The organism is Nocardioides sp. Root1257 (assembly GCF_001425175.1).
Taxonomy (GTDB): domain Bacteria; phylum Actinomycetota; class Actinomycetes; order Propionibacteriales; family Nocardioidaceae; genus Nocardioides.
In genome coordinates, this window is record NZ_LMDV01000001.1 from 245,578 (window position 1) to 262,296 (window position 16,719).

General features: G+C 71.9%; 18 protein-coding genes. 11 read left to right on the forward strand and 7 right to left on the reverse strand.

Features of this window, described 5'->3' with window-relative positions; all coding sequences use genetic code 11:
* Positions 1-5: 5 nt before the first annotated feature.
* Entirely contained in the window at positions 6-725 is a 720-nt protein-coding gene (locus ASC77_RS01205) for a M50 family metallopeptidase (protein WP_235547386.1), read from the reverse strand.
* Between the two features lie 55 nt (positions 726-780).
* On the opposite strand from ASC77_RS01205, the gene ASC77_RS01210 reads away from it, so the two are divergent.
* The 4 genes from ASC77_RS01210 to ASC77_RS01225 are packed head-to-tail and all read left to right on the forward strand — an operon-like array spanning position 781 to position 3,837.
* Positions 781-1,206: a hypothetical protein gene (locus ASC77_RS01210; protein ID WP_056147772.1), complete on the forward strand. Its 426-nt coding sequence runs from the start codon at positions 781-783 to the stop codon at positions 1,204-1,206.
* A 16-nt stretch (positions 1,207-1,222) separates the two neighbouring features.
* Complete coding sequence (locus tag ASC77_RS01215) at positions 1,223-2,059, forward strand: aldo/keto reductase (RefSeq protein ID WP_082574379.1); 837 nt, start codon at positions 1,223-1,225, stop codon at positions 2,057-2,059.
* Positions 2,056-3,126, forward strand: coding sequence for an alanine racemase (locus ASC77_RS01220; RefSeq protein ID WP_056147779.1), 1,071 nt, complete (start codon positions 2,056-2,058; stop codon positions 3,124-3,126). The genes ASC77_RS01215 and ASC77_RS01220 overlap by 4 nt, the downstream gene beginning before the upstream one ends.
* A 30-nt stretch (positions 3,127-3,156) precedes the next feature.
* Entirely contained in the window at positions 3,157-3,837 is a 681-nt protein-coding gene (locus ASC77_RS01225) for a peptidylprolyl isomerase (protein WP_056147782.1), read from the forward strand.
* A gap of 7 nt (positions 3,838-3,844) precedes the next feature.
* Here the strand turns inward: ASC77_RS01225 and ASC77_RS01230 are convergent, their stop codons facing one another.
* Positions 3,845-4,726 (reverse strand): oxidoreductase, encoded by an 882-nt coding sequence (locus tag ASC77_RS01230; RefSeq protein ID WP_056147785.1) that lies wholly within the window; start codon positions 4,724-4,726, stop codon positions 3,845-3,847.
* Positions 4,726-5,151 (reverse strand): OsmC family protein, encoded by a 426-nt coding sequence (locus tag ASC77_RS01235; protein ID WP_056147789.1) that lies wholly within the window; start codon positions 5,149-5,151, stop codon positions 4,726-4,728. The genes ASC77_RS01230 and ASC77_RS01235 overlap by 1 nt, the downstream gene beginning before the upstream one ends.
* A gap of 112 nt (positions 5,152-5,263) precedes the next feature.
* Between ASC77_RS01235 and ASC77_RS01240 the strand changes: the two genes are divergently transcribed.
* Positions 5,264-5,548, forward strand: coding sequence for a hypothetical protein (locus tag ASC77_RS01240; protein ID WP_056147793.1), 285 nt, complete (start codon positions 5,264-5,266; stop codon positions 5,546-5,548).
* 85 nt (positions 5,549-5,633) lie between these two features.
* Positions 5,634-6,629, forward strand: a complete 996-nt coding sequence (locus ASC77_RS01245) for an NADP-dependent oxidoreductase (RefSeq protein WP_056147796.1) — start codon at positions 5,634-5,636, stop codon at positions 6,627-6,629.
* A gap of 22 nt (positions 6,630-6,651) precedes the next feature.
* On the opposite strand, the gene ASC77_RS01250 is transcribed toward ASC77_RS01245, so the two are convergent.
* The 3 genes from ASC77_RS01250 to ASC77_RS01260 all read right to left on the reverse strand — a co-directional run bounded on the left by ASC77_RS01250 (position 6,652) and on the right by ASC77_RS01260 (position 9,879).
* Complete coding sequence (locus ASC77_RS01250; protein ID WP_056147799.1) at positions 6,652-8,331, reverse strand: formate--tetrahydrofolate ligase; 1,680 nt, start codon at positions 8,329-8,331, stop codon at positions 6,652-6,654.
* Positions 8,332-8,889 carry a cyclodeaminase/cyclohydrolase family protein gene (locus ASC77_RS01255; RefSeq protein WP_056147801.1) on the reverse strand — a complete coding sequence of 186 codons (558 nt, stop codon included), beginning with the start codon at positions 8,887-8,889 and terminating at the stop codon, positions 8,332-8,334.
* Between the two features lie 84 nt (positions 8,890-8,973).
* Positions 8,974-9,879 (reverse strand): DUF1838 family protein, encoded by a 906-nt coding sequence (locus ASC77_RS01260; protein WP_056147805.1) that lies wholly within the window; start codon positions 9,877-9,879, stop codon positions 8,974-8,976.
* A 30-nt stretch (positions 9,880-9,909) separates the two neighbouring features.
* Here ASC77_RS01260 and ASC77_RS01265 point away from each other — a divergent pair, with 30 nt between their 5' ends.
* From ASC77_RS01265 to ASC77_RS01275, 3 genes are read left to right on the forward strand one after another with little or no spacing between them, the layout of a single operon-like run.
* Positions 9,910-10,650 (forward strand): arylmalonate decarboxylase, encoded by a 741-nt coding sequence (locus ASC77_RS01265; RefSeq protein WP_056147807.1) that lies wholly within the window; start codon positions 9,910-9,912, stop codon positions 10,648-10,650.
* Entirely contained in the window at positions 10,650-10,979 is a 330-nt protein-coding gene (locus tag ASC77_RS01270; RefSeq protein WP_056147810.1) for a Dabb family protein, read from the forward strand. Before ASC77_RS01265 ends, ASC77_RS01270 begins: the two co-directional genes overlap by 1 nt.
* 13 nt (positions 10,980-10,992) lie before the next feature.
* Positions 10,993-11,550: a hypothetical protein gene (locus ASC77_RS01275; protein ID WP_056147814.1), complete on the forward strand. Its 558-nt coding sequence runs from the start codon at positions 10,993-10,995 to the stop codon at positions 11,548-11,550.
* Positions 11,551-11,552: 2 nt separating this feature from the next.
* Here the strand turns inward: ASC77_RS01275 and ASC77_RS01280 are convergent, their stop codons facing one another.
* On the reverse strand, positions 11,553-13,253 hold the full coding sequence (locus tag ASC77_RS01280; protein ID WP_056147817.1) for an aminotransferase class V-fold PLP-dependent enzyme: 1,701 nt from the start codon (positions 13,251-13,253) through the stop codon (positions 11,553-11,555).
* Between the two features lie 33 nt (positions 13,254-13,286).
* On the opposite strand from ASC77_RS01280, the gene pepN reads away from it, so the two are divergent.
* Positions 13,287-15,731 carry an aminopeptidase N gene (pepN, locus tag ASC77_RS01285; RefSeq protein WP_056147820.1) on the forward strand — a complete coding sequence of 815 codons (2,445 nt, stop codon included), beginning with the start codon at positions 13,287-13,289 and terminating at the stop codon, positions 15,729-15,731.
* Entirely contained in the window at positions 15,728-16,561 is an 834-nt protein-coding gene (locus tag ASC77_RS01290; protein ID WP_056147822.1) for a formate dehydrogenase accessory sulfurtransferase FdhD, read from the forward strand. The genes pepN and ASC77_RS01290 overlap by 4 nt, the downstream gene beginning before the upstream one ends.
* The last annotated feature ends 158 nt before the right edge of the window (positions 16,562-16,719 follow it).

Consider the following 16,719-nt stretch of genomic DNA (forward strand, 5'->3'; position numbering starts at 1 on the left):
CGACACTACGCGGCGGGCCACAACCAGCGCCCGCCGATCACCAGGCACCCGACGGTCACCGCGAGCAGGACGGTGACCCAGACGATGCCGGGCACGCCGGTGAGCCGCGCGAGCATGTCCGGGTCGGACGTGCGCGCCTGGCCGCGACGCCTCATCAGCTGCACCTCGACCACCGGCCGGGGCGCCGCGAACAGCAGGAACCAGGTGCCGACGTACGCCGCCACCGACTGCACCTGCCCGCTCCCCCACCAGCTCACGGCGACGACGGCGACGCCGGCCAACGCGACGACGTAGAGGCCGAAGAAGTTGCGGATCTGCAGGAGCAGCAGGGCGAGCAGCAGGACCGCGAGCCACAGCACTGCGAGGGCGTGCTGGCGCCCGAGCAGGTACGCCGCGCCCAGTCCGAGCAGCGCCGGCCCGGCGTACCCCGCGAACGCCGTCGCGACCATCCCCGGCCCGCGGGGCTTGCCGCGCGAGACGGTGAGGCCGGAGGTGTCGGAGTGCAGTCGGATCCCGTGCAGGGAGCGGCCGGTGAGCAGCGCGACCAGGCCGTGCGCGCCCTCGTGGGCGATGGTCACGACGTGCCGGCAGAGCGGCCAGGTCCACGGCGTGATCACCAGCAGCAGCGCGACCGCCGCGGTGGCCAGCACGCCGCCCTCGCCCAGCGCGGCCTGCGTCCCGGTGACGTCGTCCCAGATCGAGGACAGGACGTCGGACGCGCTCACCCCACCAGCCTGCCGGACGGGCGTGAGCGGGTGCCGGCGTGGGTACGCGAACGCCATGAGCGGACCCGACCAGGAGCACCAGCGACCCGAGGGCGTCGACGACGCGACCGTGGAGTCGCTCGGCAAGCTGTCCGAAGCCCTCGAGGTGGTCGAGGAGGCGCGGGGGCTGCTCTACGCGTTCCACCGACGCTGCGGCACCGCCGACCTCACCCTCGGCGAGGCCGTCGACCAGCTGCGGGAGGCGGGTCACACCGAGCTCGCCGACCGGATCGAGCGCGAGCTGGTCGGGCGCAACATCCTGGGGGGCCGGTGGAGCTTCCAGGTCGTGGAGGAGTACGACGCCGGCTACTACGCGCTCTTCCGCGACCTCGAGCGGGCGGCGCGTGACGAGCTGGTCGGCGGCCGTCGCCACCTCTTCGAGGCCGAGATGAAGGAGGACCGTCGCACGGACGGACTCCCCGGCCATGAGGCGAAACCCTGATCGGTACGTTGAGGTCATGTCCATCCCGACGTACACGCTCAACGACGGCAGCGCCCTCCCGGCGATCGGCTTCGGCACCTACCCGCTCAAGGACGACGAGGCGGTCGCGACGATCGTGTCGGCGATCGAGGCGGGCTACCGGCTGCTCGACACCGCGGTCAACTACGGCAACGAGAAGGAGGTCGGCGACGCGGTCCGCGCCAGCGGCCTCCCCCGCGAGGAGCTGTACGTCGCGAGCAAGATCCCCGGCCGCGACCACGGGTACGACGACGCCGTGGCCAGCGTCCACGGCTCGCTCGAGCGGCTCGGCCTCGACTACCTCGACCTCCACCTCATCCACTGGCCGAACCCGCGCGTCGACAAGTACGTCGAGGCCTGGCGCGCCCTGGTGGACCTGCGCGAGCAGGGGCTGGTTCGCAGCATCGGCGTCTCCAACTTCACCGCCGCCCACCTGGACCGGATCATCGGCGAGACCGGGGTGACGCCGGTCGTCAACCAGATCGAGCTGCACCCCTACTTCCCGCAGGTGGAGATGCGCGAGGTCAACGAGGGCCGCGGGATCCGGACCGAGTCCTGGAGCCCGCTGGGCAAGCGGCAGGCCCCGTTCGCCGAGCCCGCCGTCGCCGACGCGGCCGAGGCGCACGGCGTCACGCCGGGCCAGGTGATCCTGCGCTGGCAGGTGCAGCTCGGCTCGGTGCCGATCCCGAAGTCGGCCACTCCGGAGCGGCAGCGCGCCAACCTCGACGTGTTCGGCTTCGAGCTCGCCGACGCCGAGATGGCCGCGATCACCGCGCTCGGACGAGAGGACGGTCGGCTCTTCGGCGGCGACCCGGACACGCACGAGGAGATGTGAGCGGGCACGACGCGGGGCCGGCCACGCCGTACCTCCGGGTCGATGTGGCGCGGGTGCGCCGCAACATCACGACGGCCGCCGAACGCGCCGCAGCCGCCGGGGTCGCGCTGCGGCCGCACGCCAAGACCCACAAGAGCCCCGACATCGCCCGCCTCCAGCTCGAGGCCGGCGCCATCGGCCTGACCGTCGCCACGATCGGCGAGGCCGAGGTCTTCGTCGACCACGGCGTCGAGGACGTCTTCATCGCCTACCCGCTCTGGCTCTCCGACCAGGCGGCCCGGCGGGTGCGCGACCTCGCCGAGCGCGCCGACCTCGCGATCGGGATCGACTCCGTCGCGTCGGCGCGGCGCGCCGGCCGGCTCCTCACCGGAACCGGCACCGCCGTCCTGGTCGAGGTGGACTCCGGGCAGCACCGCACCGGCGCCGCTCCCGCCGAGGCCGGTCAGGTCGCGGCAGCGGCCGCTGAGGCGGGACTGCCGGTCCGGGGCGTCTTCACCTTCCCCGGGCACGGCTACTCCCCCGACGCCAAGGCGTCGGCGGCCGCGGACGAGGCGGCCGCACTGGCCGTCGCGGTGGCCTCGTTCCGCGACGCCGGCCTCGAGCCCGACGTCGTGAGCGGCGGCTCGACGCCGACCCTCGCGCACACCCACACCGACGCCATTACCGAGGTGCGCCCCGGCGTCTACCTCTTCGGCGACGCCCAGCAGTGGGAGCTCGACGTGGTGTCCCCGGAGTCGATCGCGCTCACCTGCCGGGCCACGGTCGTCAGCCACGCCGGCGGGCACCTGGTCCTCGACAGCGGCAGCAAGGCGCTCGGTGCAGACCGGGCGCCGTACGCCACCGGCTGGGGCCGCCTGCTCGACCACCCCGAAGCGCGCGTCGTCCAGCTCTCGGAGCACCACGCGGTCGTCGACCTCGGGGGTACGCCGCTGCCTGAGCTGGGCAGCCAGGTCGACGTCGTGCCCAACCACGTGTGCGCGGCGGTCAACCTCGCGGACACCCTCTGGGCCGACGACGGCTCCGCGCTCGTCCCGTGGCCGGTGGCCGCGCGCGGGCGCAATAGCTGAGCCGCGACCGAGGGGCCCTACGATCTCGCCATGCGCTCCCGCCACTACGCCGGTGCCGCCGGCCTCGCGATCATCGCCGCCCTCACCCTCGCCGGCTGCGGCAGCGACTCGGACGGCGACACCGCCTCGGACACCGCTCCGACGACCGCGACCACCAAGTGCACCTACACCGACGACGGGCGTGGCGCCTCGAAGGAGGTCGACCCGCCGTCGGCGGAGGCCACCGAGTCCGGCCAGGTCGCGGTCACGATCGCGACGAGCGCGGGTGACATCAAGGCCGAGTTGGACGCCGACGCCGCGCCGTGCACCGTCCACTCGTTCGTCTCCCTGGCGAAGCAGGGCTACTTCGACTCCACGAGCTGCCACCGGCTGACCACGAGCGGCATCGCGGTCCTGCAGTGCGGCGACCCGACCGGCTCCGGCTCCGGCGGCCCCGGCTACTCGTTCAACGACGAGCTCTCCGGCAGCGAGACCTACCCGGCCGGCACGCTCGCCATGGCGAACGCCGGGCCGAACACCAACGGCTCCCAGTTCTTCGTCGTGTACGGCGACACGCAGCTCGACCCCGCCTACACGGTCTTCGGGACGATCGACGACGCCAGCATCAAGGTCGTCCAGAAAGTCGCCGACGCCGGCACCGACAACGCCTTCGGCGACGGTGACGGACACCCGAACACGCCCGTCGACATCACCAAGGTGACGGTCGGCTAGACCCTGCCTACAGCGGGAACCGGACCCCGGTCATCTCCTCGGACCGCTCCCACAGCCCGCGAGCCAGGTCGGGGTCGACGGCCGCCCGGCTGCGGGCGACCCCGGTCGGCCAGCCGCTCATCTCCTTGAAGCCGTCGGGGCCGATGAAGCTGTTGCCCGGGATGTCCATGGTGGCGGCGTAGAGCGAGCTCAGCGCGCCCTTCTCGACCGACATCCCGGCGACCTTGTGTCCCCAGGAGCCGACCCAGGTCTTGAGCGCGTTGCCGGTGTTGCCGGTGATCGACGTCGCCGTAGAGCCCGGGTGCGCGGCCACCGAGCGGACCGTCGAGCCGGCCGCGGTGAGCCGCCGCTGCAGCTCCGCCATGAAGAGCAGGTTGGCGAGCTTGGAGGTCGTGTACGCCGTGAACCCCTTGTAGGGGCGGCGTTCCCAATTCAGGTCCGTCAGGTCGAGCTTCGCCAGCCGGTGGCTGTCGGACGAGATCGCCACCACCCGGTCGCTGATCTGCGGCAGCATCAGGTTGGCGAGGGCGAAGTGGCCGAGGTGGTTGGTGGCCAGCTGGATCTCGAAGCCGTCGACGGTCAGCGCGTAGGGCACGGCCAGCACGCCGGCGTTGTTGATCAGCACGTCGACCGGGCCGATCTCGGCGGCGAACTCGCGCACCGAGGCCAGGTCGGCGACGTCGAGCCGGCGTACCTCGACCTTGCCGGTGAGCGTGGCTGCGGCCGCCTCCCCCTTGGCCTCGTTGCGTACGGCGAGCACCACCTCCGCGCCGTTCGCCGCCAGCACGCGAGCGGTCTCGAGCCCGAGGCCGCCGCTGCCGCCCGTGACGACGAAGCGTCGACCGTCCTGGCGCTGGTCCGCGACCCAGCGACCGTCCTTGCCGCCCATCAGGCCTCGCCGTAGGTGATGTCGGCGCCGACCTTGATGGTGCGTCCGACGGTGCAGAGCCGGTCGCGCGTCTTCTCCATCGCGCTCGGCATCACCTCGCGGGCCCGGTCGCCGGCCTCCCCCTCGGGGAACCGGACGTCGAAGGTGACGCGGAGGTCGACGAGCCGGTTGCCCTGGTCGTCACGGATCTTGGTGCCCTCGGCCACGACGTCGAACGACGTCGCCCCGGCCCGCTTCCCGGTGATCAGGTCGATGTCGATCGCGCCACAGCCGGCCAGCGCGGCCAGCAGCAGCTCGACCGGCGTGAAGTCGGGGTCGTCCCCGGAGCCGACCGGCAGCACTCCCCCACGGACGTTGGTGGCCTTGTAGCGGCCCTCGCCCATCTTGGTCAGGTCGACTCGGCGCTCGGCTCCCTCGGTGGTCATGGGGCACAGCGTGCCAGAACGCCGACACGCCGTGGCTGACCTGGGGACTTGTCTGGGGACCGGGAATCCGGGACGGTGGTCTGGACCAGCAACAGCCATCGGAAAGGCGAGCATGCTCACCCTCACCGAAAACGCCACTGCCATCGTCAACGAGATCACCACCCAGCCGGGACTCAGCGAGGAGGCCGGCCTGCGGATCACGTCCGCGCCGACCCCCGAGCCGTCCTTCGAGGTCACCGCGGCCGCCCAGGGCGAACCGGGCGACCAGGTCGTCGAGCAGGGCGGAGCGACCGTCTACCTGGACGAGTCGGCCGCGCTCCTCCTCGACGACAAGATCCTCGACGCCGCGGTCGACACCGCCGGCAAGGTCGAGTTCGCCCTGGCCCTCCAGGGCTGAGTCCACACGGCACCCCCCCAACCGACGGGCCCCGGAACACGGACCGGGGCCCGTCGCCATGTCCGCAGGCTGGAAGGATCGCCCCATGACCACCACCGCCCGCGAGATCCACCTGGCAGCCCGACCGCAGGGCTGGCCCACGCCCGCCGACTTCCGCACCGTCGACGTCGAGCTGGCCGACCCCGGGCCCGGCGAGGTGCTGGTGCGCAACACCTCCATGTCGGTCGACCCCTACATGCGCGGGCGCATGAACGACGTGAAGTCCTACGTGCCGCCGTTCGCCCTCGATGCGGTCATGGACGGTGGCGCCGTCGGTGAGGTCATCGCGTCCGGTGCGGACGGCCTCGAGGTCGGCGACACCGTGCTCCACCAGGCCGGCTGGCGCACGCACGCGCTGCTCTCCGCGAAGGCCGTCCGCAAGGTCGACGTCTCCCAGGTCCCTGCCTCGGCGTACCTCGGAGCGCTCGGCATGCCGGGCATGACGGCGTACGTCGGCCTGACCCGGATCGCCCCGGTCGAGGAGGGCGACACGGTCTTCATCTCCGGCGCCGCCGGCGCTGTCGGCTCCGCGGCGGGACAGATCGCCAAGCAGCTCGGCGCCGCGAAGGTGATCGGCTCCGCCGGCTCGGCCGAGAAGTGCGAGTGGCTGACCGAGCTGGGCTTCGACGTCGCCCTCAACTACAAGGACGCCCCCATCGGCCGGCAGCTGCGCGAGCACGGCCCGGTGAACGTCTACTTCGACAACGTCGGCGGCGAGCACCTCGAGGCCGCGATCTTCGCGATGGCCGACCACGGGCGGATCGCCGAGTGCGGGATGATCGCCGACTACAACGCCGACGGTGCGCCCGCCGGCCCGCGCAACATGATGATGCTGATCAGCAAGCGCCTCACCCTGCGCGGCTTCATCGTCACCGACCACGGCGACGCCACCTCGGAGTTCTACCGCCGCGCCGGCGCCTGGGTCGCCGACGGCTCACTCACCTGGCGCGAGACCGTCGTGGACGGCATCGACAACGCAGTCGACGCGTTCCTCGGCCTCCACCGCGGCGACAACACCGGGAAGATGCTCGTGCGGCTCTGAGCGCCGCGGTGACCGAGCACGGTCAGGACAGGCCGACGATGGTCCCGTCGTCGAGAAGGTCGATCCGGGAGGCAGCCGGGGTGGCCGGCAGCCCGGGCATCGTCATGACGTCGCCGCACACCAGGACCACGAAGCCCGCGCCCGCGGAGAGCCGCACCTCGCGCACGTGCAGGTCGTGGCCGGTCGGGGCTCCGCGCAGCGTGGCGTCGGTCGAGAACGAGTACTGCGTCTTGGCGACGCACACCGGCAGCCCGCCGTACCCGTCGGCCTCGAGACGGTCGAGCCGCCGCCTGGCCTTGCCGTCCCACGTCACGCTGGTGGCTCCGTAGAGCCGGTGGGCAAGCGTCTCCGCCTTCTCCCTGAGCGGGAGCGTGTCGGGGTAGGTGAACGAGAACGTCGACGGACCGGCGTCGTCGAGCAGGTCGAGCACGCCCTTCGCCAGGTCGGTCGCGCCGGCGCCGCCCTCGGCGAAGTGGGTGGCCGGGTGGGTCCGGACCCCCAGCTCGTCGACCAGCTCGACCACCGCGGCGACCTCGGCGTCCGTGTCGGTCGGGAAGCGGTTCAGCGCCACGACGCAGGGGATCCCGAACACCTCACGGACGTTGTGCAGGTGCCGGGAGAGGTTCTCGATGCCGCGCTCCACGGCTCCCAGGTCCTCTCGACCGAGGTCGGGCACGTCCACCCCGCCGTGGAACTTGAGCGCCCGCACCGTGGCCACGACCACCGCGGCATCCGGACGGAGACCGGACTTGCGGCACTTGATGTCGACGAACTTCTCTGCCCCCAGGTCGGCCCCGAACCCGGCCTCCGTCACGACGTAGTCGGTCAACCGCAGCGCCGCCCGGGTCGCGACGACCGAGCTGCAGCCGTGCGCGATGTTCGCGAACGGCCCACCGTGAACGAACGCCGGGGTGTGCTCCAGTGTCTGCACCAGGTTGGGCGCGATCGCGTCGCGCAGCAGCACGGCCATCGCGCCGTGGGCGTCGAGCTCCCGGGCCGTGATCGGCGTCTTCTCGCGGGTGTAGCCGACCACGATGTCGCCTATCCGGCTCTTGAGGTCGGCCCAGGACTCGGTCAGGCAGAAGATCGCCATCAGCTCCGAGGCCACGACGATGTCGAAGCCCTCCTCGCGCGGGTAGCCGTTAGCGGGGCCGCCGAGCCCGACCACCACGTCGCGAAGCGCCCGGTCGTTGAGGTCGAGGACCCGCTTCCAGTCCACCGAGCGAGCGTCGATGCCGAGTGCGTTGCCATGATGGATGTGGTTGTCCACCAGGGCCGCCAGCAGGTTGTTGGCGGCTGCGATCGCCGCGAAGTCGCCGGTGAAGTGCAGGTTGATGTCGGTCATCGGCACCACCTGGGCCCAGCCGCCGCCGGCCGCGCCGCCCTTCATGCCGAACACCGGACCCATCGACGGCTCGCGCAGACAGGCCATCGCCTTCAACCCGAGCCCCCGCAGGGCGTCGGCCAGCCCGACCGTGGTGGTCGTCTTGCCCTCGCCCGCCGGTGTCGGCGACATCGCCGTCATCAGGATCAGCTTGCCGAGCGGGCGGTCCGCGAGGGACTGGAGGTACCCCAGGTCGACCTTCGCCTTGTGGTGGCCGTACGGCACCAGGTGGACGGCGTCGATGCCCAGCTCCTCCTGGGCGACCTGGGTGATGGGGAGCAGCTCCGCGGCGTTCGCGATCTCGATGTCCGACAGCACTCAGGCACTCCCCTTCGCGACGCCCATGCGGCGCAGTAGTCGTGAGCGGGCCTCCGAGTCCGGCAGCGCACGCAGGTTGGACTCGACGTTCATCCGCGCGATCGCGGACCCGGCCCGGGCCACCTCGCCGGCGGCGACCAGGTCGGACCGCAGCCCGGCCCTGGCGGCAGGCCGCAGCAGGTCGATCAGCACCAGCACCTCGATCGCGGCCTCGACGACCTGCGCCTGTGGTTCGGACGCCCCCAGGAGCGCTGCACCGATGGCCGCGGTCCGCTCCTCGTCGTACGACGCCCCGCGGGGCAGTGCCCACGCGTCGGCCACGGCACCGAAGGCCCGCTCGTCCTCGACGACCAGCTGCCGCGCCCGGGCCATGAGCAGCTCGGCCCGCTCGACCAGCTCCGGCGCCTCGCAGTAGCGCGCCACCATGGCCACGAGCGCCGCGGCCTGGGCGGTGCACTGGGCCGCGACCGAACCGCCCGCCGGCGTCGGGGTCCGGGCGGCGAGACGGTCCAGGAAGTCGGTGACCGTCCCGGTGTCCACGCCAGCGTCGTGCGCCACGAGCCCACGCTAGTGCTGCCGCTGTCCGGCGCAACCCCCAGAGGACACAGCCGAGTGCCTGCTCACCCCTCAAAGGCCGAGGCCTCAGGCCTCCGGCGGCGTGGCGCGGGCGTAGGCCTCCCACGACGACAGGATCGGGCCGGAGACGTCCCAGTCCGTCGGAGCCTCGAAGTACGTCGGGTGGTTCTTCTCCGTGTAGGCGCGGATCGCGGGAGGTACGTCGTCGAGCCCGCGGATCGTCTTGCGGCTGTGGAGGCGGCCGGTCATCACGCCGCCCTCCAGGTCCGAGCCGCCCATCCGCATCCAGGGCCAGAACGGCGAGACGCGGGAGAAGCCGGCGCGGAAGTGGGCCGAGGCGAGGTCGCGGTCCTCGAGCTCGCGCCGGGACGTGTAGATCACGAAGTGCTCCGAGGGGTTGATCTGCTCCCCGGTCGAGGACCGGGGCCAGCCCGACGGGGTGACGGGGTTGGGGTACTCGTGCGCGTAGTCCCACTCGAGCAGCACCTCGTCGCCGTACACCGCCCACGGCAGGAGGAAGGGCAGGGTGCCGTCGGCGCCAGCCTCGACGTTCTCGTTCATGGCGACGCCGTGCTCCTCCGCGTCCCCGACGTACAGCGTCGGCATCTCGAGGGTGAGCTCGCCGCCGATCCGGTCGTTGAGGAACGGGAAGACCTCGACCCTCTCCCCCGTGAACGGGTTGTCCCAGGTCTCGATCACCTCGCCCGACCGGAGGTCGTAGAAGAAGCCGGTCTCCTTGCCGCGCATCTGGAGACGCTCGGCCGCCCCCTCCCCGACGAACCGGACCTTGGTGATGCCGGTGCCGGCGTACCCGAACAGCGGCTGCAGGCGCCGGGTGCCGATCGAGGCGTACATCGCGCCGTGGAACGTCGAGACCAGTGGGTCCTCGCCGAACGTGCCCCAGGTCTTGCCGAAGGCGTAGAGGTTGTCGCGCGGGGAGGCGGCGAGGTCGAGCGGGACGAAGCGGCTCACGCGGTGGAATATATCGTCTATCTTTCTCCCATGGCCACGATCACGAAGGGGCGGCGGTTCGCCCTGGTGCTGCCCTCGACCAACACCTCGGTGGAGCGCGAGTTCCACCACCTCCGCCCCCAGGACTGCTCCTGGCACACCGGCCGGATCATGATCAAGGCGCCCGCGCTGCACTCGGCCAATGCCTTCCAGGCGTTCCGCGAGTGCCTGAACGAGGCGCTGCCGAGCGCGCTCGAGACCGTGATGACCTGCGAGCCCGACTACATCGTGATGGGCATGTCGGCCGAGACGTTCTGGGGCGGCGTGCAGGGCAACGCCGCCTTCGAGCAGGGCGTGCGCGAGATGACCGGGCTCGAGGTGACCACCGGCGCGACCGCCGCGGGCGAGGCCCTCAAGGCCTTCGGCGCGCAGCGGATCGGCATCGTCACGCCGTACCAGCCGGTCGGCGACGAGCAGGTCGTCGCCTACTTCACCGAGCTGGGGTACGACGTCGCCGCGATCACCGGGCTCTGCTCCGCCTCGGCGACCTCGATCGCGGACGAGACGCCCGAGACGCTGCGCGAGGCGTTCCTGTCCGTCGACGGTCCCGACGTCGACGCGCTGATCCAGTGCGGCACCAACCTCGAGTGCATCGCCGTCGCCGCCGAGCTCGAGAAGGAGCTCGGCAAGCCCGTCATCGCCATCAACCTCGCCACCATGTGGCACGCCTTCCGCGTCAACGGCATCGACGACCGGATCGCGGGCCACGGATCCCTCCTGGAGCTGCACTGATGTTCAACCACGTCGGCCACCTGACCCTCGCCCTCGGCACCACCGACGACCAGGTCGAGGCGATCCTCAGCGGGCTGCTGGCCCTGCCCGGACAGATCCACGGCCTCGTCGAGGCCGAGGTGGTGCGCGACGCCGGCCTCACCGACGGCAACGCCACGCTCCGCTTCCACATGCGCTTCGACTCCGAGGAGGCGTGGCGCGTGTACGGCAAGCACCCCGCCCACGTCGCCGTGGTGACCGAGCACATCGCCCCGGTGCTGGGGTCGAAGGCGTTCGTCCAGTACGACGACGCCGCCGTACGGCGAGGTTTCGCGACGACGCCGGAGTGACAACCTCCGGGGCATGAAGCGTTCTCTCGCGGCCGCGCTCGCCACCGTCCTGGTCGCCCCGCTGGGCGTCGTCCTCCTCGGCGCCGAGCCGGCCTCGGCCCAGACGCTCAGCGTCAGCGACCCGCAGGGTGACGTCGGCATCAAGACGCTCGACATCCTCAGCGTCAGCGTCCAGAACCTCGACCGGCAGGTGGTGGCGGCGATCGAGGTCGAGGACGCGACCCGCGACGGCAACCTCACCGTGAGCATCGACCCGCGCGGCGGCACCGGCGTCCGCGTGATCAGCAAGTTCCGCGCCACCGGAGGGACGAAGAACTACCTGCTCCGCAAGGCGTTCACCGACCCGGGCAGCAGCAAGCAGAAGATCCGGTGCCGGGTCCGGCTCGGCGACGCCTGGAGCGCGGCCGGCCACCCGGTCATCACGCTGCGGTTCCCCAGCCGCTGCCTCGCAGGCGGCAACTACGGCGCGCTGCGCTTCGCGGCGATCTCGTCGCTCGCCCACGAGCGCGACGTGGCGCCCGTCGACAAGCGTGGTCAGCTCAGCGTCTCCGACTGGGTCGCCCGCGGCTGACGTCAGTCGAGCGCGGAGGCCGGCAGGTCGAACCACCGCAGGTGCTCGAAGTCGGCGCTGACGTTGCCGGGGTGCCCGGACAGGTCCGGACCCTCGGTGGCAGCGAGGAGCGCGATGCCGTCGCGGAGGTGCTCGGCCAGCAGCTCCTCTCCCCCGGTCGCCTGGTTGCTGGGCGTCGAGACCCGGCCGCCGGCGTACGAGACGTCGTGGAGCGACAGGGGCGGGGTGACGACGCCGTCGCGGTGCCGCCAGAGTCCGGAGGTCGGCTCGAAGCGGTAGTCGCCCATCAGCCTCCAGCCGTCGCGGGCGGTGACCCGGACCGCCTCGATCAGGTAGTCGACGACGGCGTCGGAGACGAAGTAGTTGAAGTTGATCCGCACCCAGCCGGGCTTGATGCCCTCGCAGCCGCCGGTGATCTCGCGCTCGAACTCGTGGGAGCGCTCGAGGTCGATGCCGAGCAGGCGGTGGCCGTACGGGCCGGCGCAGGAGCAGCCGCCGCGCGACTGGATGCCGAAGAGGTCGTTGAGCAGCGCGACCACGTAGTTGTGGTGCAGGTAGCGCCCGGACGGCGAGCGCAGGATGAACGACACGATCGAGAGCCGGTCGGCGTCGAGGTTGCCGAGCAGCTCGATGCCGGGCTCGTCACGCCAGGCCTCGACCGCGCGGCGTAGGTGCCGCTCCTCCTGCTCGCGGATCGTGTCGACCCCGACCGCCTCCTTGAGCTGGAAGACCAGGCCGGCGCGGATCGACTCGATGATCGCCGGCGTGCCGCCCTCCTCGCGGTGGGTGACGTCGTCGAGGTAGCGGTGGTCGTCGTCGTTGACGTACGCGACCGTGCCGCCGCCCGGGACGTCGGGCACCCGGTTGTGGAACAGGTCGCGTCGCGCGGCGAGCACACCGGGCGTGGACGGCCCGCCGATGAACTTGTGCGGCGAGATGAACACCGCGTCCTTGTAGGAGAGCGGCCGCCCGGCCGCGGCCTGCATCTCGATGGAGACGTACGGCGCGGCCGCGGCGAAGTCCCAGAAGCTCAGCGCGCCGTGCTCGTGCAGGAGCGTCGCGATGGCGGCCGTGTCGGAGACGATGCCGGTGACGTTGGAGGCGGCCGAGAACGAGCCGATCTTGAGCGGTCGCTCGGCGTACTTCTCGAGCTGCTCGCGCAGGTCGTCCTGGTCGACGCCCCCGTCGGCGTCCTGCCGGATCGTGACGACGTCGGCGATCGACTCGCGCCAGGGGATCTCGTTGGAGTGGTGCTCGTAGGGGCCGATGAAGACGACCGGTCGCTGCGCCGGCGGGATGTGCTCGGTCAGCGCGTGCGCGTCGTCGAGCACGGAGGGCACGCGCAGGCCGAGGACGCCGATCAGCTTGGCGATCGCGCCGGTGCAGCCGGAGCCCGCGAACAGCACGACCGTGTCCCCGTCGCCACCGACCGCGGCGTGCACGATCTCCCGCGCCTCCTCGCGCAGCCGCGTCGTCTGCAGGCCGGTGCCGCTGGACTCCGTGTGCGTGTTGGCATAGCTGGGCAGCACCTGGTCGCGGATGAAGTCCTCGATGAAGCCCAGCGCCCGGCCCGAGGCCGTGTAGTCGGCGTACGTGACCCGACGGGCGCCGTACGGCGTCTCCATCACGTGGTCCTCGCCGATCACCGAGTCCCGGATCAGGGCGAGGAGATCGTCCTTCGCGCCGCTCGATGCCTGGCTCATGGAGTCACGATAGGCCCGACATAGGGTGACGGCGTGACCAGCCCGTACCAGAGCCTCCAGCGCACCGAGGCGCTCGCCCGCCGCCAGCTCCTCGACATCCAGGACTACGAACTGCGCCTCGACCTGGCCAGCGACGAGAAGACGTTCGGGTCGGTGACCACGATCCGGTTCACGAGCCAGGGCGGCCCGACCTTCCTCGACCTCAAGCCGGTGCGGGTCAACGAGATCCGGCTCAACGGCGCGACCGTCGACCCCGACCTCCTCGTGCGCGGCCGGCTGCCGATCGAGACGGTCACCGGGGACAACGAGCTCGTCGTGGACGCCGTGATGCCCTTCCGCAACGACGGCGAGGGACTGCACCGGAGCACGGATCCGGCGGACGGCCGCACGTACGTCTACGGGATGATGTTCATGGACGCCGCGCCGACCGTCTTCGCGTGCTTCGACCAGCCCGACCTGAAGGCGCCGTACACGCTGCACGTGCGGGCACCCGAGGACTGGACCGTGGTCGCCAACGCCCCGGGCAGCAACCCGGAAGCCGGCACGTGGGAGTTCGAGCGCAGCCAGCCGCTGTCGACGTACTTCGTGACGCTGGTAGCCGGCCCGTACTTCCGCCTCACGGACGAGCACGACGGCATCCCGCTGGGCCTCGGCGTGCGGAGGTCCATGGCGAGCGCCCTCGAGGCCGACGCGGACGAGCTGTTCACGATGACCAAGCAGTGCTTCGACGAGTTCCACCGGCTCTTCGGGATCCGCTACCCGTTCGGCAAGTACGACCAGATGTTCGTGCCCGAGTTCAACGCCGGCGCGATGGAGAACCCGGGCTGCGTCACCTTCCGCGACCCGCTCGTCTTCACCAGCCGGGTGACGCGCGGGATGCGCATCCAGCGGGCGACCACGGTGGCGCACGAGATGGCGCATCAGTGGTTCGGCAACATCGTCACGCCGCAGTGGTGGGACGACCTGTGGCTCAACGAGTCCTTCGCGGAGTACATGGGCAACCGGGTGACGGCGGACGTGACCGAGTACGCCGACGCGTGGGTCGACAACGCCTACGCACGTCGCCAGTGGGGCCTCAGCGCCGACCAGCGGCCGAGCACGCACCCGGTCGCCGGCAACGGGGCCAAGGACGCGAGCGCCGCGCTCCAGGACTTCGACGGCATCTCCTACGCCAAGGGCTCGAGCATCCTCAAGCAGCTCAACGCGACCATGGGCGACGAGGTCTTCTTCGCGGGGGTGATCGACCACTTCACGCGGCACCGCTTCGGCAACGCGACCATGCACGACCTCTTCGAGTCGTGGGAGCGCGCCGGGGCGGGCGACCTGTCGGCGTTCACGACCAACTGGCTGCGCACGGCGGGGCCGGACCGGATCGTGCTGGACCGCTCGGCCGGGGTCATCCGGCGCACCCCGCCCGCCGACCACCCCGCCGACCGGTCGCACACCTTCCGGGTGGCCGTCGCAACCGACGGTGAGTGGAGCACCGAGTCGGTGACGCTCGGCGACCCGGAGACGTCGTACGACCTGAAGGGCGAGGCGCTCGTGCTCGACCCGTTCGAGGACACCTGGGCGGTCGTGGAGGTCGACACCGAGAGCGCCGACGCGCTGGCGGACCTGCTGCCGAGCGTCGACGACCCCGGACTGCGGGCCGGCATCTGGAACAACGTGCGCAGCGCCTTCCACAACGGTGCCCTCTCCCCCGCCGCCGTCGTCGACCTGGTGGTCGCGAGCGCCCCGGTCGAGTCGACCGAGGACAGCAAGCGCCGGCTCGCGCCGTGGCTGTACGGCGACGTGCTGCCGCTCGCTCCCGCGGGCTCCCTGGAGCGCGTGCACGCCGCTGCGCTCGGCAAGCTGGGGTCGACCGAGGTGGGCTCGGAGTTCCAGCTCTCGGCCTTCCGGATGGCGGTCTCGACGGCGAGCGACCCCGCCGAGCTGCGCGGCTGGCTGGCGGCGACGCCGACCGGCATCGACCTCGACCTCGACCTGCGGTGGCGGGTGCTCGGGCGGCTCGCCGCCCTCGGCGCCACGGACGCCGACGAGCTGAGGGCCGCGCTCGACGCCGAGCCCACCGGCGAGTCGCGGGTCGCGCACATGCGCGCCGCGGTGTCCCTGCCGACGGCCGAGGCGAAGGCCCTGGCGTGGGACGTCTTCACCGGGCGCCTCGACGTACCCAACTACGAGCTCGAGGCCGCCGGCCTGGGGATGTGGCGCGGTGGCCAGGAGGAGCTGACGGCGGCCTACGTCGACCGCTACTTCGACGAGCTGCCTGCGACGGTGGCGGTGCGGAGCGGGTGGGTGCTGGCCGACGCGACCGAGTTCTTCTTCCCGGTCACCTCGCTGACGGGGTCGACGCTGGAGCGGGCTCTCGCGATGGCCGCCGACGACTCGCTCGACCTCTCCGTACGGCGCCGCCTCAGCGACTGCGCGGACGACCTCGCCCGCAAGCTAGCCATCCGCACGGCCTTCGACGCGTCATGACGACCGACCGTGCCCGTCGCCCCGGACCGAGCGTCCGGACGCGCGTGCACGAGGTCACGTCCTCCGGCGAGCGCGCCCGCGAGGACCGGCTCGCCACCGAGGAGCCGCTGGAGATCCGGCTCGCCTGGCCGGGGGCGCCCGCGCGCCGCGTCTGGGTGACGATGCGGACCCCCGGCCACGACTTCGAGCTCGCCGCCGGGTGGCTGGTGCACGAGGGCCTCGCGTCCGGTGCGGCCATCCACGGGGTCGCCTACTGCACCGACGTCACGCTGGCGCCGGAGGAGGAGTTCAACGTCGTCACGGTGACGCTCTCCGCGCCCCCGCTCCGCGACCCCGGGCACCGGCACGTCGGGCAGTCCTCAGGCTCGTCCGCGTGCGGGGTGTGCGGCAAGGACAGCATCACCGAGGCGCTCGCCGCGCCCGCCTCCGGTCGCTGGCCGGGTGCGCTGCCGTCGTCCGAGGTCGTACGCCGGCTGCCGGACCTGGTCCGCGAGCGGCAGAGCGTCTTCGAGCGGACCGGCGGGGTGCATGCCGCCGCCCTGGCGACGTCCTCCGGTGAGCTGCTGGTGGTGCGGGAGGACGTCGGTCGGCACAACGCCGTCGACAAGGTCACCGGCGCCCGGGTGCTGGCCGGCTCGTCCCCGGCCGAGGCGTGCCTGGTCGTGAGCGGCCGGGCCGGGTTCGAGCTCGTCCAGAAGGCCATCGCGGCCGGTGTCGGCTCTCTCGTCGCCGTCGGCGCGCCCACGTCGCTCTCCGTGCGGCTGGCCCAGGAGTCCGGGCTGGCGCTCTACGGGTTCACGCGGGCCGATCGGTGCGTTCGGTACGCCTGATTTCGGGCACCGAGCCCTCGATTGGTGACCAAACCGCAGATCCAGCGCTCGAGATCTGCGGTTGGTGACCAAACGTCGCGCCCGGGAAGCCACCGCCCGGCGTGGGGCCGAGGCAGCGCCGATGCGGCCACTTCGAGCCCTCGATTGGTGACCAAACC